The organism is Arthrobacter sp. zg-Y179, assembly GCF_020907345.1.
In the GTDB taxonomy this organism is placed as follows: domain Bacteria; phylum Actinomycetota; class Actinomycetes; order Actinomycetales; family Micrococcaceae; genus Arthrobacter_B; species Arthrobacter_B jinronghuae.
The window spans coordinates 579,876-600,985 of the sequence record NZ_JAJJOB010000005.1 but is presented as its reverse complement, the minus strand read 5'-3'; the positions used below and the strand labels follow the sequence as shown (position 1 = coordinate 600,985).

The window sequence follows — 21,110 nt, the reverse complement described above, 5'->3', positions numbered from 1 at the left end:
CCGGACACCGCCCGCACCGAAAGGCACGCGATGCCCGCTCTCCACGAGATGACCGCCGTCGAACTCCGGGATGCCCTGGCCTCCGGCGGGCTCGGCGCGGAGGAAGCCACCGACCACTATCTGCGGCGCATCGAGGAGCTCAACCCGGCGTTGGGTGCCTTCCTCACGCCGACGCCGGAACTCGCCGTTGCCGAGGCGCGGGCTGCCGATGCACACCGTGCCCGGGGCGGACAACTTGGACTGCTGCATGGAATGCCGCTGGCGCACAAGGACCTCACGGACGTGGCGGGCGTGCGCACCACCATGGGCAGTGCGGCACTGAACCCGTGGACGGCCAGGGAGGATGCACCCCTGCCGGCCGTCCTGCGCCGGGCCGGGGCGATCAGCCTCGGCAAGACGCAGGTCCCCGAATTCGGGCTCAGCAGTTACAGCGAAAACCGGGTCGGTCCGCCGGCGCGGAACCCGCGCGATCCGCAGCTCAGCCCCGGGGGGTCCTCCGGCGGCAGCGCAGCAGCTGTCGCCGCCGGGCTGGTCCCCTTTGCTCCGGGTACCGACGGCGGCGGTTCCGTGCGCATCCCTGCGGCGGCCACCGGCCTGGTCGGCCTGAAGCCCAACCGCGGGAGGATCCCGGCCGGCTCGGGACAGCAGGACCTGGGCCAGTTCGTGGTGGCCGGCCCGTTGGCCCGGAACGCAGCAGATGCAGCACTGCTGCTGGACGCAATGGTCGACGAACCCAATTACCGTGCCACCAGCGCGGCTCCCGTCACCGGAACGTTCCTTGCGGCCGCACTGCGTGCCGAGGGCAGGTTCCGGATCGGGGTCAGCACCCGTTCGCCCTTCGAATCCAGGTTGGAGATCCGGCTTGAGCCCGAGGCAGTGCAGGCGCTCGACGCCGGTATCGCGGCCCTGACCGGCGCCGGCCACGACCTGCTGGACACGGACGTGGTTTATGACGAACGGTATCCGGATGCCTTCCAGGTGGTGTGGACGGCCGGGCTGGCCACCGCTGCCCTGGCACCGGGCGGGGAAGAACGGCTGACCGACCTTGCCGCCGTTATGCGTCAGCGCGCCCTTCGGCGCAGTGCGGCGGACCTGGTCTCCGCCGTCGACGTCCTCCGCTCCTTTGAAGCCGAGACCATCCGGCAGTACAGCGGCTACGACATGATCCTGACGCCTACCCTGGCTATGACGCCGCGGCCCCTCGGCTGGTACACCAGCGGCGATGCCGGCGCTGTTGACCGGGCGGACGAGGATTATGCACGGCAGTGCCGGTACTCGCCGTTCACGTCCATGGTTAATGTCTGCGGGCTTCCCGCGATTACCCTTCCGGTGCTGGATACCGCCGCCGGCCTGCCGATGGGTGTCCAGCTGATCGGGCGGCCCGGCGCCGAAGCGGATCTCCTGGCCGTGGCAGCCCAGCTGGGGTACTGACCTAGAAGAGGCCGGCCAGCAGCCGGTCGGATTCCCGCTGCCCCTCGGCATCGAAGGCGCCGCCGGTAACGAGCAGCTCGTCCGCACCGGAGGAAGCCAGCAGGCCCTCGAGCCTGCCGTGCACTTGTTCCACCGTGCCGTAGACAGAGGTCTCCAGGGTGGTGCGGACCAGGTCCTGCCGCCGTCCGGACAGTTGGGCGGCGCTTTCCGCTGCTGACAGGGCGGGAAACACCCCCTTGGTCCGGGAATCGGCCAGGGCATGCGCCTCGGGCAGCAGCAGTTCCCTTGCCCCTTCTTCCCTGCCGGCCGCGGCGACGTTGACGGCCGCAAGCACGTAGGGCCGGGGAAAACGGTCCGAGGGGCGGAAGGCTGAGCGGTAGCGTTCGAGTGCACCTGTATGCCCGGCGCTGTTCTCCCGGAACAACGCCGGGCCGCCGAGGACGACGCCCAGACCTGCCCGGGCCGCTATTTCCACTCCTGCTCCGGTGGCAAGCACAAACACCGGCGTCCGTCCGTTGTCCTGCGGGCGGGCGGTGATCGGCGCGGTGCCGTCGAGATAGGCGAGCAGTTCCGCCAGCTGCGCTTCGAATTCCCCTGCCTCGGCCGGTCCCGCCCGCAGTGCCGTCCGCACCGCCGGAGTGAAACCGACGGAACGGCCCAGGCCAAGATCAATCCGGCCGGGATACAGGGCCTGCAGCGTGGCTGCCTGCTCGGCTACGACCAGCGGCTGGTGGTTCGGGAGCATCACACCGCCGGAGCCGATCCGTATGCTGCGGGTGCGTGCCGCCAGTGCGGCCATCAGGACGGCGGGTGCCGAGCCGGCAATACCGGCCACGGCGTGGTGCTCGGCAACCCAAAAGCGCCGGTACCCCAGCCGGTCTGCCGATTCGGCACGTTCAAGCACGGCGCTAAGCGCATCCGACTCGGGAAATCCTTCGCGGGAGTTAGCGCGGTCAAGGATTGAGACGGGAACACTGAGGCTTGGCATACCCATGCCAACCCCCTGCCTGCTTAGGGAATTCCGGGCCGGTCGCGCAAATCGTTCCGTCATGCAGGCCCGCAAGCATGTAATGCGGGCAAAAGCATCCGTTTTGCCTGTGATCTTGGGCACTCAGGGATCGAAACCTTCCTTGTCTCCGGCGGATTCTTTCGGATTTGCCTGCTTGACCACCTGCCGAGGGTGGGAATATTAAACTCGTGAGCCATACCCCCAGTACCTCAGGCGTAAAAGAAGCGCGTAAAACCTTCTTCGGCCATCCCCGGATGTTGGCCAACCTCTTCAGCGTTGAGCTGTGGGAGCGATTTTCCTTCTACGGCATGCAGGGCATCCTGCTGTACTACATGTACTACAGCACCACCGACGGCGGCCTCGGCATCGACGAAGCCATTGCCGTCTCGCTGGTCGGCGCCTACGGCGGTGGCGTGTACCTCTCCACCATCCTCGGTGCATGGCTGGCGGACCGCGTCTTCGGCGCCGAACGAGTGCTGTTCTACGCTGCCGCACTGGTCATGCTGGGCCACATTTCCCTGGCCGTGCTGCCGGGCGCCGTCGGACTGGCCGCCGGCCTGATCCTGATCGCCCTGGGCTCCGGCGGTGTGAAGGCCAACGCGACATCGCTCGTCGGCACCCTGTACGACGAAAAGGACCAGCGGCGCGACGCCGGCTTCTCCATCTTCTACATGGGTATCAACATCGGTGCCCTGATCGGCCCGATCCTGACCGGCCTCGCCTGGACCGAATACGGGTTCCACTACGGCTTCGGCCTGGCCGCCATCGGCATGGCCATCGGCCTGGTGCAGTACGGGGTGACCCGGAAGAACCTGCCCGAATCCGCGCACGAGGTAGCCAACCCGCTGCCGAAGCAGCAGTACATGAAGGTCAGCCTCATCGCGGCTGCCGCCTTGGTTGTCATCGTGCTGGCCGTTGTCTTCGAACTGCTGACCGCCAAGAACCTTGCGGTGGTTATGGCGATCCTCGCCATCGTGGCCTCCGTCGCGTACTTCGTGATCATCCTCAGCAGCAAGAAGGTGAACCGGGTGGAACGCCGCCGGGTGTACTCCTTCATGCCGCTCTTTATTGCCAGTGCTGCTTTCTGGGCACTGTTCCAGCAGCAGTTCACGGTGGTGGCAATGTATGCGGACAGCTCGCTGAACCGCACCATCTTCGGCTGGGAAATGCCGCCGAGCTGGGTGCAGTCCATCAACCCGGTCTTCATCATCATCTTCGCAGCCGTCTTCGCCGGCGTCTGGACCAAGATGGGCGACCGCCAGCCGTCCTCCCCGCTGAAGTTCGCCATGGGCCTGGCCGTCATGGGCCTCGCCTTCCTGGCCTTCATTCCGTTCTCGGGCGGCGCGCCGAACAGCACCCCGCTGCTGGCCATGGCCGGCATCCTGCTGCTGTTCACGTTTGCTGAACTGTTCCTGTCCCCGATCGGCCTGTCCGTGGCAACCAAGCTGGCCCCGGAAGTCTTCCGGACCCAGATGGTGGCACTGTTCTTCCTGTCCGTCTCCCTGGGCACCACCCTGGCGGGCTGGCTGGCCCAGTTCTACGACCCGGCAACCGAAGTCAGCTACTTCACCTTCAGCGGCGTTACCGCGATCATCCTGGGCGTTGCCCTGGCCGCGGCTACACCGTCCATCAAGAAGCTCATGGGCGGCGTGCGCTAAGCACCCGGAGCTTTTCAAGGACGGCGGTACCGGATTTCTCCGGTACCGCCGTCCTTTTTATGTTGCGTCATTTGCTTGGAAGCGCCCCGCCGGCATGGCTAGGATGGTCCCAGCTTCAGGAGACACGGCCGCCAAGCTCCGACTTGGCCGTGCACCAACCCCATGCTTCGCGGGTGGTTCGGATGACGAAGCGGCCTGCACCGCCCTTCGGGCATCCGGTGCGGGCAAGAGCACGGATTCCCAAAGGATCACCGCCATGCGCAAAAGCACCGACCGTATTTTGACCACTCATGCAGGGTCCCTCCCCCGCACCCCTGAACTGATTGCCGCGAACGCGTCGCGGGAAGCCGACCCTTCGGATACCGAGGGCTACGCGGACCTGCTGCAGGCCGCCGTCGCGGATTTGGTGCGCCGCCAGCGCCAGGCGGGCATCGACATCCCCAACGACGGCGAATACGGGCACGCGATGTCCGCCGACGTCGACTACGGCGCGTGGTGGTCCTATTCCTTCTCCCGGCTCGGCGGCCTGAGCGTCGCGGAGACCGGAATCTGGAGCATGGAGCCGCGCCGCTCGGAGCCCGGCAACGTTGTCCTCACCAGTTTCGGGGACCGCCGGGACCGGCAGCGCTTCGCCGATGCCTACACCGACCCGACCTCGGGCATCACCACCGGGGCGCAGAAGGTCTTCCCCAAGGTCACGGGTCCAGTGGAATACACCGGGTACGACGCCGTGGCCAGCGACATTGCCAACCTCAAGTCCGGTTTGGCCGCGGCAGGTTTGTCCGAGGGTTTCCTCGCCTCGCTCTCCCCCGGTTCCTGTTCGCGGATTGCCAACGAGTACTACGCCACGGAGGAGGAGTTCATCTACGCCTGCGCGGATGCCATGCGGGAGGAATATCTTGCCATCGTGGACGCCGGGCTGATCGTCCAGATCGATGATCCGTCCATTGCGGAGAACTGGGACCAGATCAACCCCGAACCTTCGGTGGCCGACTACCTCAAGTTCACGCAGATCCGCGTCGAGGCCCTGAACTATGCCCTGCGCGGGCTGCCCGAGGAACAGATCCGTTTCCACCTGTGCTGGGGTTCCTGGCACGGGCCGCACACCACGGACATCGAGTTCCGCCACCTGGTGGACACCCTGCTGCAGATCAACGCCGGGGGCTACAGCTTCGAGGCAGGCAACGTGCGGCATGAGCACGAGTGGCGGGTCTGGGAAGATACCAAGCTGCCGGACGGGAAGGTCCTCATTCCCGGCGTCGTCTCCCACGCCACCAACGTGGTGGAACATCCGGAACTGGTGGCGGACCGGATCGAGCGCTTCGCCCGGCTGGTGGGGCGGGAGAACGTTATTGCGTCCACCGACTGCGGGCTGGGCGGCCGGGTGCATCCGCAGATCGCGGCGGCGAAGCTGCAGACCCTCGGAGAAGGCGCCCGGCTGGCCAGCGGCCGGCTCTGGTAGGTGATTGTCCGGGTGCCGTGCGGGCCGTTTGCTGCACGGCACCTGCATGCGCTCCCGGGTGCGGGCGTGTGTCTGCCGCCGGCGCCGTTTCTTTGGCATGCTTAGGGGTATGTCTAATCGTGCCGGCCAACGTGCCGAACCTTCCGACCTTGTAGACCTCACCGCGCTTTTGGACGCCTATTACGACGTCGTACCGGATCCTTCCAATGTCGCCCAGCGCGTCGTGTTCGGTACCTCCGGGCACCGCGGCTCCTCCCTCAACGGTGCCTTCAATGAGCAGCACATCGCCGCCATTACCCAGGCGATCGTCGAGTACCGCACGTCCGCGGGCATCACCGGGCCGCTGTTCATGGGCAAGGACACGCACGCGCTGTCCGAACCGGCGCAGAACACCGCGTTGGAAGTGCTGGCCGCCAACGGCGTCAACGTGCAGATCGATGCACGCAACGGGTTCACCCCCACCCCGGCCGTGAGCCATGCCATCCTGGTGCACAATTCCACGCGCACGGAACAGGCTGACGGCATTGTGGTCACCCCTTCGCACAATCCCCCGGCAGACGGCGGCTTCAAGTACAACCCGCCCACGGGCGGACCCGCCGGATCGGACATCACCAACTGGATTGCGGACCGCGCCAACCAGTTGCTGGAGAACGGCCTGGACGGGGTCCGGCGCATTCCGCTGGGCGAAGCACGCCTGGCGGATTCGGTGGGCACCTATGACTTCCTGGCGCACTACGTGGAAGACCTGCCCGCGGTGCTTAACCTGGATGCCATCCGCAGCGCCGGGCTCCACATCGGCGCCGATCCCCTCGGCGGCGCCGCCGTTGACTACTGGGGCGCCATCGCGGAACGGCACTCACTGAACCTGACCGTGGTCAATCCCAACGTGGACCCCCAGTGGGCCTTCATGACGCTGGACTGGGACGAGAAGATCCGCATGGACTGCTCCTCGCCGTACGCCATGGCATCGCTGATTTCCCGGGCCGGGGATTACGACATTGCCACCGGTAACGACGCCGACGCCGACCGGCACGGCGTTGTCACCCCGGATGCGGGACTGATGAACCCGAACCACTACCTGGCCACCGCCATTGACTACCTGTACCGCAACCGCTCCGGCTGGAGCGCCGACGCCATGGTGGGCAAAACGCTTGTCTCCTCCTCCATGATCGACCGCGTCACGGCGGACCTGGGGCGGGTCCTTATGGAGGTACCGGTGGGCTTCAAGTGGTTCGTGCCGGGTCTGCTGTCGGGCGAAACCGCGTTCGGCGGCGAGGAATCCGCCGGCGCGTCCTTCCTCCGGCTCGACGGCCGCCCGTGGAGCACTGACAAGGACGGCATCCTGCTGGCGCTGCTGGCCTCGGAAATGACGGCCGTCACCGGCAAGACCCCGTCCCAGCGGTACCGCGAACTGACCAATCAGTTCGGCGATCCCGAATATGCACGCGTGGACGCACCCGCCACCCGCGAGCAGAAGGCAGCGCTGGCCAAGCTCTCGCCGTCGGACGTTACCGCCACCACGCTGGCCGGCGAGGAAATCACCGCGCGCCTGACCGAAGCACCGGGCAACGGAGCGCCCATCGGCGGCCTGAAGGTGACTACGGAAAACGCGTGGTTCGCCGCCCGCCCCTCGGGCACGGAAGACGTCTACAAGATCTACGCCGAGTCCTTCAAGGGCGAGGAACACCTGCACCAGGTCCAGGCCGAAGCCAAGGCCATCGTGGACGGTGTGATTTCCTAGCTTCCGCCGCCGTAGACAGAAGGGGTGCACCGGCAGGTGCACCCCTTCTGTCAATCCTGCTGTCTATCCCGCAGCGCTTACAGCAGACGACGCAGGAGCCGCTTCTTCAGCCCCGTGTAGGGCGGGTACGCGAACCGGAGGGTGTCCACCAGCGTGCCCTTGGTGAAGACCGGCCGCAGCTGGCTGAACGTGTCGAAGCTGTATTTGCCGTGGTACGCGCCGGTGCCGCTGGCACCTGCACCGCCGAAGGGCAGGCCGGGCACGGCCAGCTGGACGGTGCTGGCGTTGTGGTTGATGCTGCCGGCCCGGACGCCCTCTTCGAACGTCTTCCGGTCCGCCGCGGAGTTGCTGTAGAGATAGGCGGCCAGCGGAACCGGACGGGAATTGATAAATTTCATTGCCTCCGCCAGGTCCCGAACCTCGATGATCGGCAGGATGGGTCCGAAGATTTCCTCCTGCATCACCGGTGAATCCGGGGCTACGTCGGTGAGGATGGTCGGTTCCAGGTACAGGCTGCCGCGGTCGCTGCGCCCGCCGGCCAGGACCGTGCCGCTGTCCAGCAGCCCCACCAGCCGTTCCCAGTGCTGTTCGTTGACAATCCGGCCCAGATCCTTGCTCCGGGACGGATCCTTGCCGAACTGCTCCGCGACCGCCTTCACCAGCTGCTTCTTCAGCGCCGGCGCTGCCTCTTCCGTCACCAGGACGTAGTCCGGGGCCACGCAGGTCTGGCCGGCGTTGAGCAGTTTCCCGAAGACCAGGCGGCGCGCGACGGCGGCCCAGTTGCCGTCCAGCACCACGGCCGGGGATTTCCCGCCCAGTTCCAGGGTGACCGGGGTCAGGTGTTCAGCGGCGGCCTGCAGGACAATCCGGCCCACCCGCTCCCCGCCGGTGAAGAAGATCGAATCGAAACGCTCCTTCAGCAGTGCGGTGCTGGCCTCCTGCCCGCCCTCGACGACGGCTACCGCTTCCGGGTCCACGTAGCGGGGCAGCAGGTCAGCCAGCACGGCCGACGTCGCCGGGGCCAGTTCGCTGGGTTTGAGGACTGCGGCGTTGCCGGCGGCGAGGGCACCGACCAGCGGCGCCAGGACCAGCTGCACGGGATAGTTCCACGGACCGATGATCAGCACCACGCCCAGCGGCCGGGGTTCGGTACGGGCCGACGCCGGCTGCAGGCCCAGCGGGACGGGAACCCGCCGGCTGCGGGCCCACTTCTCCAGATGCTTCAGTGCGTGTTCCGCCTCCGCCCGCACCAGTGAAAGCTCGGTGACGTAACTTTCGAGCGGATTTTTACCCAGGTCCGCGGCCAGCGCGTCCGCCAGCTCCTGTTCCCGCTCATGAAACAGCCGGACCAGCCCCTCGAGCTGCTGCCGGCGCCAGGCGAGCGGCCGGGTGCGGCCGGAGTGGTAGGTTTCCCGCACCCTGGCCAGCACAGCGGGAACCGCTGCGGGGGACCCGGCGAGGTCGGTGGTGGAATCGCTGGAAAAGAATGCGGAGACCATCTCGCTCATGCCTGCGTGCTTTCCTTCGTTGCTTCCGCTGCTTCGTCAGAGGAATCCGGTTTCCGGCCGGTGAAGTGGTCCATGGACTGGTAGACCTTGAAGACGCGCCCGGCCACCACGTCCCAGGCCGGCTGGGGCAGCACATTGCGCAGGGCACTGCCCAGGGCCACGGTCCACGGCAGCTGGATCCGCGCCTTCCCGGCGAGGAGGGCCTCCCAGGCCTTGTCGACCACGTATTCCGGTTCCATCAACGGAGTCATCAGCGGCCCCCTGGCCCCCTCGAACATTCCGGTCTTGATGTAGCTGGGGATCAGGGTGGTTACGGCAACGTGCCCGTTGCCCGATTCGGTGAGTTCCAGCCGCATCGAGTCGCTCCAGCCGATGACGGCCCACTTCGACGCCGTGTACACACTCATTTTCGGCACGGACAGCGTTCCCGAGGCCGAGGCCACGTTGAGGATGCGCGCCGGCGTGCGCCGCTCGATCATGCCGGGCAGGAACGCCCGGGTCACCTGCATGGGCGCCAGCGTGTTCACCTGCATCACCGCATCGATGTCCGCCTCCGGCGCGTGCTCCCAGAAGTACTTGCCGCGCACAATCCCGGCGTTGTTGATCAGGATGTCCGGCACACCAACCTCCCGGATGACCTGATCGGCGGTGGCAGTGATGTCCGGCAGGGAGGCAACATCCACCGCGAAGGGGTGGATTGCCGACGCGCCCAGTTCCCGCAACTGCGCGGCGGTGTCCTCCAGAGCCTCGGCGTTGAGGTCCCACAGCACCACTGATGCCGCGCCTTCACGCACGGCCCGCTCGGCGTAGAGCCGGCCCATGCCCATGGCTGCGCCCGTGATGAGAACTACGCGTCCTGCAACTGAAATGCTCATGCTGCTCCATCGTCCGATCGGTTGTAATCAAGGCCCGGCCCGTCACCGTGCACTGTTCTTATGCAACGTAACATCCCGGGAATCCTCCGGCGGATAGAATCGAGCCAACACACACATGTCTCCGGAAGGCACCACCATGAGCAGATTCGGTACGGACTGGACCCTCCACGGAGACGGCAAGACCATCCGGCCAGGCAGCTACGTTGCCCCCGAGGAACGCCTGAGCTGGCCGCGGACCATCAGCATCGGCTCCCAGCACGTGGTGGCCATGTTCGGCGCGACCTTCCTCGTGCCGCTCCTGACCGGCTTTCCGCCGGCCACCACCCTGCTGTTCTCCGGCATCGGGACCATCCTGTTCCTGATCATCACCGCCGGACGGGTCCCCAGCTATCTGGGTTCAAGCTTTGCCTTCATCGCCCCGATCGGAGCTGCCACCAACCAGCACGGTCCCGGCGGCGCCCTGGGCGGCATCATCATGGCGGGCTTTGTCCTGTTCCTGGTCGGACTCGCCGCGCAGCTTGCCGGCACCCGCTGGATCCAGGTCCTGATGCCGCCGGTGGTCACCGGCACCATCGTGGCCCTGATCGGCCTCAATCTGGCCGGTTCGGCACGGGACAACTACGAGCAGGGGCCGCTCACCGCCACCGTCACTGTAGTGGTGATCCTGCTGACTACGGTCCTGTTCAAGGGATTCCTGGGCCGGCTGTCGATCCTGGTCGGCGTGGTGGCCGGCTACATCACCGCCATGCTGCAGGGCGAGGTGGATTTCCAGGCCATCGGCGATGCCGCCTGGATCGGGCTGCCCGAATTCATGTCCCCCACCTTCCACTTCTCGGTTATCGGCCTTTTTGTTCCGGTGGTCCTGGTTCTGGTGGCCGAAAACATCGGACATGTGAAATCCGTGGCCGCAATGACCGGCCGCGACCTGGACCCGTACGCGGGCCGGGCGCTGATGGCTGACGGCCTGGCCACCATGCTGGCCGGTTCCGGCGGCGGTTCCGCCACCACCACCTACGCTGAGAATATCGGTGTGATGGCGGCCTCCCGCGTGTACTCCACGGCGGCGTATTGGGTCGCGGGCATCGTGGCCATCCTGCTCAGCCTGTTCCCGAAATTCGGGGCCATGATCGCCACGGTGCCGGGCGGTGTGCTGGGCGGTGCCGGCGTCGTTCTCTACGGCATGATCGGCATTCTCGGTGTGCGTATCTGGGTGGACAACCGGGTCAACTTCTCCAACCCGATCAATCTTTCCACCGCCGGCCTGGGCCTGATCATTGCCATCGCGAACTTCACCTGGGTAGTGGCAGGGCTGGAATTCGGCGGCATTGCCCTCGGCACCGGCGCCACCTTGATTGCCTACCACGGCATGCAGGCGATCGCCCGCTGGCGGGGGACGGATCCGGACGAGCCGCAGGAGGACACCGGGGCCAAGCCAAGCCGGCTCGGCTAGGCAGCCGGCCGGCCCCGGATCAGGCTCCTTCGAGAGCCTGGCGCGTAGCCCACGCCACGTACTTTGCCGCCTGCTCCATGGCATCCTGCGGCCGCTGGACCACATCCAGCAGGCTGACGGCCGCAACAATTCCGTACTCCTGCAGCTGGTCAGGGGTCAGGGTGATCCGGCCCGCCACGGCCACCACGGGGATGCCGGCGTCCCTGGCCCGGGCCGCCACCTCCAGGGGTGCCTTGCCGTAGCGGGACTGCTCATCCAGGGAGCCTTCGCCCGTGAGCACCAGGTCGCAGCGCGTAAGCGCCAGGTCCAGCCCGGTGAACGCGCTGAGCAGTTCGAACCCGGGGTTCAGCGACGCGCCGGTGAACGCCAGGAACCCGGATGGAAAGCCGCCTGCCGCGCCGGCGCCTGGAATGTCGACGTCGACGCCGGTCGCGGACTTCAGCAGTCCTGCCCAGTTACCCAGTGCGTCCTCGAGGACCGACTGCGCCCGGGAGTCGGCACCCTTCTGGCCGCTGAACACGGCCACCGTGCCTTCCGGGCCGAGCAGCGGGTTCGTTACGTCGGCGGCAATCTTCAGATCCACGCCGGCCAGCCGGGGGTCCAGGCCGGCGGCGTCCAGGGAGACGGCCTGCGCCAGGGCCGCTCCCCCGGGAGGCACCGGCGCGCCGGCGTCGTCGAGGATCTTCAAGCCCAGGGCCGTCAAGGCGCCGGCCCCACCGTCCGTCATGGCCGAGCCGCCGATTCCGAGGATGATCGTGCGTGCACCTGCATCCAGTGCCTCACTGATCAGCTGCCCGCTGCCGTAGCTGGTGGCCGCCAGCGCGGTCTCGGGGGTGGGATCCAGCAGCGTCAATCCGCTGGCCCGCGCGGTTTCGATCAGGGCAGTATCTCCGCTGAGCGCCCAGACGGCGGTGATTTCCCGCCCCAGCGGTCCCCGGACCCGGGCGGTGCGGGCCTCGGCCCCTGCTACGAGTGCAGCGTCAAGGGTGCCCTCGCCGCCGTCCGCCACCGGTACAGCGGTGACTTCGGCTTCCGGGTAGACCGCCCGCACGCCTTCACCCATGGCCGCCGCGGCCTCCGCGGCGGTGAGTGATCCTTTGAATTTGTCCGGAGCAATAACTACACGCATGCCCTTATCCTGCCAGTAGGGACGGACAAGACCTTCCAAGTAGTCGTTACCGCCACTGCCCGCGGTCTTTGAGGACGTCCACGAGAATGTCCGAACGGTCCGAAACGATGCCATCCACCCCGAGGTCCAGCAGCCGGTTCATGGTGGGCGCGTCGTTCACCGTCCAGACGTGGACCTGGATTCCGGCGCGGTGGCAGCTGCGGACAAAACCCGGCGTCACCACGCGCAGGGGGCCGAAGCGCAGCGGAACCTGAACGCACTGGAAACGGCCCAACCGGGCGAGGACCGCGGCTGCACCCAGCGGGGCGAGCAGACGCAGCGCTGCGGTCAGGGCACTGCCGGCGGAGCTGGCAGCCGGCCGGCCCAACCGGCGCAGGGCGCTAAGCCGGCGGATGTCCGAGAAGGACGCCACCAGGACCCGGTCATGGGCGGAGTGTTTTTCGATCAGGGCTGCGAGCAGTGCTGCTCCGGCAGCGTCCTTGACGTCTACATTCAGCCGCATTTGGGGCCACTCGGTCAGGAGTTCTTCGAAGGTGGGGATCCGTTCCGCCCCGCCCACCAGTACCTCGTCGAGTTCTTTTCGGGTGAGCTGGCTGATTTTGCCCACCACGCCGCCGGAAAGGCGGTCCACGGTTTCGTCGTGGAAGGCCATCAGGATGCCGTCGCGGCTGGTGCGCACATCCGTTTCCAGGTAGCTCAGCCCCAGGTCCGCGGCGGCGCGGAATGCCGAAAGCGTGTTTTCGTAGCCGTCGGGGGAAAAGCCGCGGTGCGCCAGGGCGATGGGTGCCGGCGGGGACTCCGGGGGCGCCGTTTCGTTGTCGCGGGGCGCACGGAAATATGGATAAGTAGCCAGCACATTCGTACCTTACCAAGGGCCGGACTGTACGGGGACGGGCCGCGCCCGGCCGCACGCGCCTAGACTGGCAGCACCTCGACCGGCAGCAGTCCCTGCAGCCGCCTTGTTCCGTGGAGGTCAGTACCGTGCCTGACAAACTTCCCGTGTGGCGCCGCTTCGGAGCACGCTGGCCGCTCCGGCGCCTGCGGAGAAGTGCCGGCAGGGCTCCTGCCACCCTCACCTTCATTGCCTTGTTCTGGATCCTGGGGGCGTTCACATCCTTCCGCGGCCCGGAAGGACCGTTGCTGGATTGGGCGGCCGCCTCCGTGAAAACCCTGGCCGGCAATCCGGCGCCCCTGCTCCTGTCCTGCTTTTGGGCGGGAGGACCGGCCGGCTACCTCGGCGGTACCCTATTGGCTCTGCTGGCCGGGTTACCCAGCGAGCGGCTATTGGGAACCGGACGGTTCCTGTTGGCCGGTTTCGGCGGCCAGATCACGGGCCTGCTGCTTTCCACCGGCTTCGCCTACCTGACCAGTGCCTCGATCGGCGACTGGTCCCGTGCCCTTGTCTCCGAGTCCTTCGTGGGTCCCGTGGCTTTCCTGGCTGCCGCGGCCGCTGCTGCCAGTGCCCGGCTGGGGACCCTGTGGCGTCGCCGCCTGCGGCTCACCCTGTTTACGCTGCTGATACTACTGGCGCTCTACGGCGGAACCTTCTCCTCCCTGACGGTTCTGGGCGCGGCCGCTGCCGGCGCACTGGCCGGGCCCTACCTTGCGGGTCGTCGGCCTTCAATTCCGCGCAGGCTGGTGAGCAGCAGGCGGGAGGCGCGGGTGCTGGTGGCCCTGGTTGTGCTGGCTTCCGCCGCGGGCCCGGTAATCAGCGCCCTGAGCAGCCAGGCCGTGGGACCGCTTTCGGTACTGCGGTACCTCTTTACGGACGTGGAGGTGAGGACTCCGGCAGAGCTGGAGCAACTGTGCGGTGAAGCGGCGGATTCAGCGCGGTGCATCGCCGCGCGTGTCCAGCTGCGTGCCGGCCCGGCCGCATTCTTCCTGGCTACCCTGCCCCTGGTGCTGCTGGCTGTTTTTTCCGACGGACTTCGGCGCGGGCGCCGCTTCGCCTGGCTGGCCGCACTGCTGCTGCAGGGGGCCATGACGGTGCTGGCCGCGGTGCGGATCGGCCGGCTATTGACCGGGGAGGAACCGGGCACCGTGGCCCCCGGCACCGGAAGTTACATCGCACTGGTACTGCCTATGGCCGTTCCGTTGGCGGTGCTGGTGCTCCTGGCTTTGACCCGCGGACTCTTCACGGTTTCCGCGCCTGTCGGCACCTATCGGCGGTTGGCGGGCACAGCCGTCCCGGCGGCCGTTTTGCTTGCCGCACTTTACCTGGGCGTGGGCCTGGTGAACCGGAACGGTTTCTCGCCGCCCGCGACCCCCGCACTGCTCGCGGCGGATCTTCCCGGACGTTTCCTTCCCGTCCTCGAGGTGACCAGCCGGGCCCCCGGCATTGTGCCGGAGAGCCTGCCAGCGGTTCTCCTGTATGAAGGAGTCGGGGTGGCCTTCTGGATCCTGGTGTGCGTCCTGCTGCTGCGTTCCTTCCTGGTTCCGCCTTACAGCCCGGCAACTGCTGATGCGGACCGCGCCCGTTCGATGCTTCGAAGCCACGGCGGCAGCACCATGGCCTGGATGACCCTCTGGGCGGGCAACAACTACTGGTTTTCCCCCAGCGGGAATTCCTATGTTGCCTACCGGATCGATAGCGGGGTGGCGCTGAGCGTCGGAGAGCCGGTGGGACCCCGGGATGAGCTGCACAGCGCCGTCGAGGGCTTCTCGGCTTTCTGCACCGCGAACGGCATCACCGCGTGTTTCTACTCCGTGGGTACCCAGGTGCGGGACATCAGCAGGGGGTTGGGTTTTTCCTCGCTCCAGGTGGCCGAGGAAACCGTACTCCAGCTGGGCTCCCTCGCGTTCAAGGGCAAGAGGTTCCAGGACATCCGCACCGCCATGAACCATGCCCGCAGGCAGGGCATCCGTGCTGAGTGGACCCGTTATCCTGCCGCACCGCTGGCAGTGAAGGACCAGCTGCACGCCATTTCGGAGGAGTGGGTGGCGGACAAGGACATGCCGGAGATGGGCTTTACCCTGGGCGGGCTGGAAGAAGTGGATGACCCGGAGGTGCGCTGCCTGCTGGCCATCGACGAAGACGGTACCGTGCATGCGGTGACGTCCTGGCTCCCGGTGTACCGGAACGGAGCGGTAGAGGGCTGGACGCTGGATTTTATGCGCAGGCGCAGCAGCGGCTTCCGGTTGGGGATGGACTTCCTCATCGCGTCCGCGGCACTGTCCCTCCAGGACGAGGGCTTTTCTTTCCTCAGCCTTTCCGGCGCACCCTTGGCCCGTGCCTACGGGGAGACGGACGACGACGGAACCGGGGAGGGGCAGCCCATGATGGACCGGCTGCTGGACCGGCTGGGGGAAACCCTGGAACCGGTGTACGGCTTCCGGTCCCTGCTGGCGTTCAAGGCCAAGTTCGCCCCGGAGTACCTGCCGTTGTTTATGACCTATCGAGACCCGGCGTCCCTGCCCGCCATCGCCAACGCACTGGCGCGGGCCTATGTCCCGGACCTGTCTTTGGGGCAGGGGCTGTCGCTGGCCCGCCGGATCGTGGACCGTACCGCATGAGGACGCCCCGGCCGTGATGGCCCTGTCCCTGGTTGACGGGATCCTTCCCGTCCTCGCTCTGGCACTGGGCGCGGCTGCGCTTCTCTGGCTCGGGATTGCGGGGAGGCGGCTGGGCCTGCGCCGGATCCTGGTCTACGCAGTAGTTGCGGCGGTCTGCACCGCACTGCTTTATGTGCTGGCAGAAGTTATATTCCATTGGTGGAATGCTTCGCTTCCGCGGACGCTCTACCTCTACTCTGCCCTGGCAATCCTGGGGCTTCAGTTGGCGTCCGGGCTCATGGCAGCTCCAGGCACCCCGTTGTCCCGCCGGGTAGCGGGCATTGCGGCGGGGCTCGGAATACTGCTGGGTTTGGCCTGCACGGTGAACCTCGCCTACAACCAATACCCCACGGTTGGATCCCTCCTGGACCCGCCCACGGCCACGGATGATCCCATTCCCGCTCCCGCCGACGCAGGAGCAGACCGGCCCGCTGCCTCCGAAAACAGCTGGTCGCCGCCGTCGAACCTGCCCGGCGAAGGCAGGGTCTACCGGGCAGAAATCCCGGCGGCAGCCTCTGGATACGCGTCCCACCCCGCGTTGATCTATCTTCCGCCGGCCTATCTGGCGGACCCGGGTGCCGTCAGCCTGCCGGTGCTGGTTTTGATCCACGGCCAGCCGGGCTCCCCGAATGACTGGCTGGTCAGCGGCCGGATAGCCGAAATGATGGACGGCTTTGCCGCCCGCCATGCGGGTCTGGCTCCGATTGTCGTAATGCCCGACGCCAGCAATGACTCCAACCCCGACTGGCCGCTGTGCCTGGACACCAAGGTCAGCGACTCGGCAACCTATCTGGCCCGGGACCTTCCCGCCTGGGTACGGCAGCAACTGGGGGCCGGGACGTCCGGGGCGCACCAATGGGCGATCGCGGGGTATTCGTTCGGTGGCACCTGCGCCGTGCAGCTGGCGGCAAACCACCCCGATGTCTATCCCACGTTCCTGGATATCGCCGGAGAGAACCAGCCCACCGATGCGGACGGGCAGCAGGCCCTGCTGGACACCTACTTCGGCGGCGACAAGGCCGCTTTTGCAGAACAGAATGCCGTGGACCGGTTTCGCCGGATGTCGTTTCCGGACCTTGCCGGGATCGTCGTCGTCGGCCGCGAGGACAAGGTGTACGCGCCGGAAGGCAGGCAGGTGTATGACGCGGCCCGGGCAGCCGGCGCGGACGTGCAGTTCCAGGAACTTCCGGGCGGACACTCCTGGCAGGTCTGGCGGGCCGGGCTGGAGAACAATCTGGACTGGCTGGGCAGGCGGCTTGGCATACTTGAGCCATGAGCTTGGACCCCGCGCAACATCCCTCCCCCGCCGCAAATCCGCTTAGGCGGCTGCTGCATGCAATCAGCCGCGCAACCTCGCCGCATGTGACCCTGCTGGTGATCCTGGCCGTCGGCCTCCTGCCGGCATTGGCCCTGACTCTCGTGTCCGCGGAGGTCTATGACTCGGTTACCGACGCGGACGGCGTGGCGGGCCTGGACCGGCCGGCACTGGAAGCGGCGCTGGGGCTGCGCACTCCCGCGCTGGATGCCGCCGTCACCGGTTTCACCAATCTTGCCGGGACCATCGGTATGCCCGTCATCGCCGGGCTCGTGGTGCTCGTTATGTGCCTGCGCTGGCGCTCCTGGACGCCGCTGATCCTCACGGCGGCTGCAGCCGCCGGTTCTCTGCTCATGACGGTCACCGGAAAGGCTTTGATCGGGCGTACCCGGCCGGAACTGGCGGATGCCGTTCCGCCGTACGAATCATCCGCCTCGTTTCCGAGCGGACACACCCTGAACTCGATCGTCATCGCGGGGATCCTGGCCTATCTGGTGATCCTGCACGTGCATAACCGCTGGGCGAAGGTCTTCACAGGGCTGGCGGCAGCGGTCTTCACGTTTGCCGTGGGCCTGAGCCGGGTCTACCTGGGCCACCACTGGCTGACGGATGTGCTGGTGGCCTGGACGCTCGGAGCGGCCTGGCTCGCGGTGGTGATTACCGCGCACCAGCTTCTGCGGAGGCTTCCCGAACATCGAGCAGCCGCTCAAGGATCACCGCCACGCCGTCGTCCGTGAAGCCCGGTGCCGTGTAGTCCGCCGCCTGGCGGGCATCCGGGTGGCCGGTTGCCATCGCGTAGCCCCGGCCGGCCCAGTCCAGCATGGAGATGTCGTTGGGCATGTCGCCGAAAGCTATGGTCTCTGCCGCGCTAATGCCCTTCCCCTTGGCGTAACGGGCCAGCGTGGCGGCCTTGTTCAGGCCCGGCAGGGACATTTCCAGCAGCGGCATCCGCGGTGCCGAATGGGTGGTTTCCACCAGTTCGGCTACCGCCGGCGCCACCCGGCGCAGGAACTCGTCCGGCGAGATGTCGGTTCCCCGGGCGAGGAACTTCGCCACACCGGGCTGGCCCGCAAGGGATTCGTGCAGCGGGCCGGGCACTATGCCGCCGAGGAGTTCCACGGATCCGGTGTCCACGAAGCCGTCCTCCAGATGCAGGCCGTCCACCGTCTCCGCCGCGAAACGTGCCCGCGGGAAAAGGCCCCGGATGACCTCCGCGGCGGCGAACATCTGCTCCAGCGGGAGCAGCTGCGTCGAAATGACCCGCTCGGCTGCCAGGTCATAAGTGATGGCCCCGTTGGAGCAGATCACAGTACCAACATGCCCGATCCGCTCGCGCAGCGGGTCCAGCCAGCGGGGCGGGCGCCCGGTCACGAAGACAACGTCGATTCCTGCTGCCATGCAGGCACGGAAAGCCCTCACGGTCCGGTCGCTGATACTGTTGTCCGCACCCACGATGGTGCCGTCCATGTCACTTGCTATCAGCCGTACCGGCAGCCGCTGTTCCTGCATGCCATCAAGCTTACTTCCGGCCCCGGCAGGGACCGGAACGGCGCGGAGCCTCCCCAGCGGGACTGCCTGCGGGACGCTAGTCCTCGCGGATTTCCGCTGTGCCGATCATCGTGGCGCGCGCCAGGGTATGGGTAAAGAGCGCGAAGCCCAGGGCAGCCGGTGTGGCGTCCGGCGGGACGTCCAGTTCCTCCGTATCCACGGCGTGGACCACCACGAAGTAGCGGTGCCGTCCGTGCCCTGCGGGCGGGGCCGCGCCCACGAAGCCGGCAAATCCGGCGTCGTTGGCCAACTGCACGGTGCCGGCGGGCATCTGCCCCGTATTGGCGGCATCCGCGGCGAGACCCGTGACCGAGGCGGGGATGTTGAAGGCCGCCCAGTGCCAGTAGCCGCTGGCGGTGGGTGCGTCGGGGTCATACATCGTCACGGCAAAGCTGCGGGTCTGTTCCGGGAAGCCGGACCAGGTCAGCTGCGGCGAGGCATCGCCGCCGTCGGCTACGCCCATCTTGGCGCTGTACTGCGCCGGTGCGAACGTGCCTCCGTTCGCGAATTCTTCACTCTCGACGGTGAACTCCGGCACCTGCGGCAGCGCCTCGTAGGGGTCTCGGCTTTCCACTGATTTCCTTTCGGGTAGTTGGCATCGGGGCCGCGGCGTGCGGCGGGATCAGGGAACTTCGCGGCGGTAGGGCGGGTTGGCTCCGGCGCGGGAAACGGTGACGGCTGCTGCGCGCGCGGCGAAGGAGAGCAGCTGCTGCAGTTCGCCGACGCCGATCCGGGCCAGCTCGCTGCGGCGGGCACCGCCGTCGAGCTCGCGGTCCATCAGCCCCACCAGGAGGGCGGACATAAACGAATCCCCGGCACCCACGGTATCCACCACGCTGACGGTCGGTGCGGCGACTTCGCATTCACCGGCCGCGGCCACGGCCCACGGTCCCTTCGAGCCCCGGGTGACCACTACCAGCGAGGGGCCCGCATCGAGCCAGCGCCGGGCGGATTCCTCCGCAGATTCGTTCGGATACAGCCACTGCAGATCTTCGTCGGAGGCCTTGACGACGTCGGCGAGGGCGACGAATTTCTCGGCCTGTTCGCGGGCGTAGGAGACGTCGGTGATGATGGTCGGCCGGCAGTTCGGATCGTAGGTGATGGTGCAGCCGGGCCGCGCCTGTTCCACGGCGCGCAGCACGTGGCTCGCACCGGGCGAGAGCATGGACGCGATGGAACCGGTGTGCAGCATGGTGGTGCCGTCCAGCAGGGCCGGAAGATCCTCCGCAAGGCCCGGCAGCTGCCATTCCAGGTCAAAGGTGTACCGGGCGCCGCCCACCGGATCCAGCACGGCCGTGGCCACGCTGGTCGGCAGGTCATCGGCTTCGAAGGCGGTCAGCACGGAATTGGTCCGCAGGTGCTCGGCGATCATCGCCCCGTAGGTGTCCGAACCGAAGCGGCCCACAAACTGCACGGGCCGGCCCAGCCGCGCCACGCCCACAGCTACATTCAGCGGGCTGCCGCCGGGGTGTGTTCGCCGCGGCGCCGTGTCGCTGACTACTTCATCAACAAGGGCTTCCCCAATAACTGTAAGCACACTGCCAACCTAACAGAGCAGTCTTCCGCTTGCCTTAAGGAACAGGTATTCCGGCCGCCTCACGGACCGCCTCGACGACGGCGTCCCATGCCGGGGTGCCGGGGGTGATCATCGCGAAGTGGTCGCCGGGAATGAGGCGCAGCTGAGCCTCCGTACCGCTTGCCTTGGCAGCGTCCACCCAGCTGCTGGAGGAACTGAGCGGCACCGTGCTGTCTTCCTCGCCGTGCAGCGCCCACACCGGAACCGGCAGCGGCAGTGCGCACATAGGGTCCGCGTCCCGGTAACGCCGGGGATCCTCTTCCGGCGTGCAGCCGAGGAAGTTCCGGACCGCGCCGTTGCTCAGGCCCAGTTCGTGGGCCTCGGCCAGGTTCAGGACGCCGGAGGAGCTGACGACGCCGGCCGGCACAACGTGCGGATCGGTCCGTGCCGCGGCCAGCACGGCCAGGTGTCCGCCGGCGGAGTGGCCCAGGAGGACCACCCGGGAGAGGTCGACGTCGTGCTCCCGTGCCGCCGGGGACAGCGCGTCGATTCCGGCGCAGACATCCTCGAACGTTTCCGGCCAGCCGCCGCCTTTGCCGGCCCGCCGGTACTCCAGGTTCCAGGCGGCAAACCCGCGGGCGGCCAGGTCCGCAGCCAGCGGCCGGCCCAGTTCCGCGTCATAGGCTGCACGCCAGTATCCGCCGTGGATGATGACCACAACGGCCTGCGCCGCGGCACCGCTTTCCGGAAGGGTAAGTTCGGCGTACTGGTCCGGGTCCGGCCCGTAGGAAATAGGCAGTGCAGGCGCTGGCATGATCTTCCTTCTGCTCGCGGGGCTTAATCTGATAGGGAGCCTATCGCCGGAGTCGGATAAACGCCGTGCCATAGGCTGGGGGCAGGCAGGGGAAAGGGAAAC

The 21,110-nt window shown here is 67.2% G+C and carries 17 protein-coding genes and 1 riboswitch; of the genes, 8 read left to right on the top strand and 9 right to left on the bottom strand.

The genetic code is table 11. From position 1 onward, the window contains the following. The first annotated feature begins 30 nt into the window (after nucleotides 1–30). Entirely contained in the window at nucleotides 31–1,431 is a 1,401-nt protein-coding gene (locus LOC56_RS06015) for an amidase (protein ID WP_229951369.1), read from the top strand. 1 nt (nucleotide 1,432) lies between these two features. Here LOC56_RS06015 and LOC56_RS06010 read toward each other — a convergent pair whose 3' ends face one another. Then, a complete protein-coding gene (locus tag LOC56_RS06010) occupies nucleotides 1,433–2,425 on the bottom strand; it encodes an MsnO8 family LLM class oxidoreductase (RefSeq protein ID WP_229951367.1) in 993 nt (330 codons plus the stop codon). Nucleotides 2,426–2,628: 203 nt separating this feature from the next. Between LOC56_RS06010 and LOC56_RS06005 the strand changes: the two genes are divergently transcribed. The 3 genes from LOC56_RS06005 to pgm all read left to right on the top strand — a co-directional run bounded on the left by LOC56_RS06005 (nucleotide 2,629) and on the right by pgm (nucleotide 7,301). Then, nucleotides 2,629–4,098 (top strand): peptide MFS transporter, encoded by a 1,470-nt coding sequence (locus LOC56_RS06005; RefSeq protein WP_331460915.1) that lies wholly within the window; start codon nucleotides 2,629–2,631, stop codon nucleotides 4,096–4,098. 113 nt (nucleotides 4,099–4,211) lie between these two features. Beyond that, nucleotides 4,212–4,335, top strand: a riboswitch (SAM riboswitch). Nucleotides 4,336–4,354: 19 nt separating this feature from the next. After that, a complete protein-coding gene (locus LOC56_RS06000) occupies nucleotides 4,355–5,560 on the top strand; it encodes a cobalamin-independent methionine synthase II family protein (RefSeq protein WP_229951365.1) in 1,206 nt (401 codons plus the stop codon). 109 nt (nucleotides 5,561–5,669) lie between these two features. Continuing rightward, nucleotides 5,670–7,301, top strand: a complete 1,632-nt coding sequence (pgm, locus tag LOC56_RS05995) for a phosphoglucomutase (alpha-D-glucose-1,6-bisphosphate-dependent) (RefSeq protein WP_229951363.1) — start codon at nucleotides 5,670–5,672, stop codon at nucleotides 7,299–7,301. Nucleotides 7,302–7,378: 77 nt separating this feature from the next. Here the strand turns inward: pgm and LOC56_RS05990 are convergent, their stop codons facing one another. Next, on the bottom strand, nucleotides 7,379–8,809 hold the full coding sequence (locus LOC56_RS05990) for an aldehyde dehydrogenase family protein (RefSeq protein ID WP_229951361.1): 1,431 nt from the start codon (nucleotides 8,807–8,809) through the stop codon (nucleotides 7,379–7,381). Further along, nucleotides 8,806–9,684 (bottom strand): SDR family NAD(P)-dependent oxidoreductase, encoded by an 879-nt coding sequence (locus LOC56_RS05985; protein ID WP_229951359.1) that lies wholly within the window; start codon nucleotides 9,682–9,684, stop codon nucleotides 8,806–8,808. Before LOC56_RS05985 ends, LOC56_RS05990 begins: the two co-directional genes overlap by 4 nt. Nucleotides 9,685–9,820: 136 nt before the next feature. Between LOC56_RS05985 and LOC56_RS05980 the strand changes: the two genes are divergently transcribed. Continuing rightward, nucleotides 9,821–11,134: a uracil-xanthine permease family protein gene (locus tag LOC56_RS05980; RefSeq protein WP_229951358.1), complete on the top strand. Its 1,314-nt coding sequence runs from the start codon at nucleotides 9,821–9,823 to the stop codon at nucleotides 11,132–11,134. Nucleotides 11,135–11,153: 19 nt separating this feature from the next. Here the strand turns inward: LOC56_RS05980 and LOC56_RS05975 are convergent, their stop codons facing one another. Together LOC56_RS05975 and LOC56_RS05970 are read right to left on the bottom strand one after the other, a co-directional pair. Further along, a complete protein-coding gene (locus LOC56_RS05975; RefSeq protein ID WP_229951355.1) occupies nucleotides 11,154–12,263 on the bottom strand; it encodes a glycerate kinase in 1,110 nt (369 codons plus the stop codon). A 46-nt stretch (nucleotides 12,264–12,309) separates the two neighbouring features. Continuing rightward, a complete protein-coding gene (locus LOC56_RS05970; RefSeq protein WP_229951354.1) occupies nucleotides 12,310–13,119 on the bottom strand; it encodes a glycerophosphodiester phosphodiesterase family protein in 810 nt (269 codons plus the stop codon). 125 nt (nucleotides 13,120–13,244) lie between these two features. On the opposite strand from LOC56_RS05970, the gene LOC56_RS16270 reads away from it, so the two are divergent. The 3 genes from LOC56_RS16270 to LOC56_RS05955 are packed head-to-tail and all read left to right on the top strand — an operon-like array spanning nucleotide 13,245 to nucleotide 17,867. Beyond that, entirely contained in the window at nucleotides 13,245–15,776 is a 2,532-nt protein-coding gene (locus LOC56_RS16270) for a bifunctional lysylphosphatidylglycerol flippase/synthetase MprF (RefSeq protein WP_229951352.1), read from the top strand. 16 nt (nucleotides 15,777–15,792) lie between these two features. Next, nucleotides 15,793–17,091 (top strand): alpha/beta hydrolase, encoded by a 1,299-nt coding sequence (locus tag LOC56_RS05960; RefSeq protein ID WP_229951525.1) that lies wholly within the window; start codon nucleotides 15,793–15,795, stop codon nucleotides 17,089–17,091. Continuing rightward, the gene (locus LOC56_RS05955; protein WP_229951350.1) at nucleotides 17,088–17,867 is read left to right on the top strand and encodes a phosphatase PAP2 family protein; all 780 of its coding nucleotides are present in this window, start codon (nucleotides 17,088–17,090) and stop codon (nucleotides 17,865–17,867) included. Before LOC56_RS05960 ends, LOC56_RS05955 begins: the two co-directional genes overlap by 4 nt. On the opposite strand, the gene LOC56_RS05950 is transcribed toward LOC56_RS05955, so the two are convergent. The 4 genes from LOC56_RS05950 to LOC56_RS05935 form a co-directional block, all read right to left on the bottom strand. Next, nucleotides 17,788–18,639, bottom strand: coding sequence for an HAD family hydrolase (locus LOC56_RS05950; protein WP_229951347.1), 852 nt, complete (start codon nucleotides 18,637–18,639; stop codon nucleotides 17,788–17,790). The two genes, LOC56_RS05955 and LOC56_RS05950, sit on opposite strands and share 80 nt — an antisense overlap. A gap of 76 nt (nucleotides 18,640–18,715) precedes the next feature. Further along, nucleotides 18,716–19,252, bottom strand: coding sequence for a YbhB/YbcL family Raf kinase inhibitor-like protein (locus LOC56_RS05945; protein ID WP_229951345.1), 537 nt, complete (start codon nucleotides 19,250–19,252; stop codon nucleotides 18,716–18,718). Between the two features lie 48 nt (nucleotides 19,253–19,300). After that, nucleotides 19,301–20,215: a carbohydrate kinase family protein gene (locus tag LOC56_RS05940; protein WP_229951343.1), complete on the bottom strand. Its 915-nt coding sequence runs from the start codon at nucleotides 20,213–20,215 to the stop codon at nucleotides 19,301–19,303. Between the two features lie 34 nt (nucleotides 20,216–20,249). After that, nucleotides 20,250–21,008, bottom strand: coding sequence for an alpha/beta hydrolase family protein (locus LOC56_RS05935; RefSeq protein WP_229951341.1), 759 nt, complete (start codon nucleotides 21,006–21,008; stop codon nucleotides 20,250–20,252). Nucleotides 21,009–21,110 lie beyond the last annotated feature (102 nt).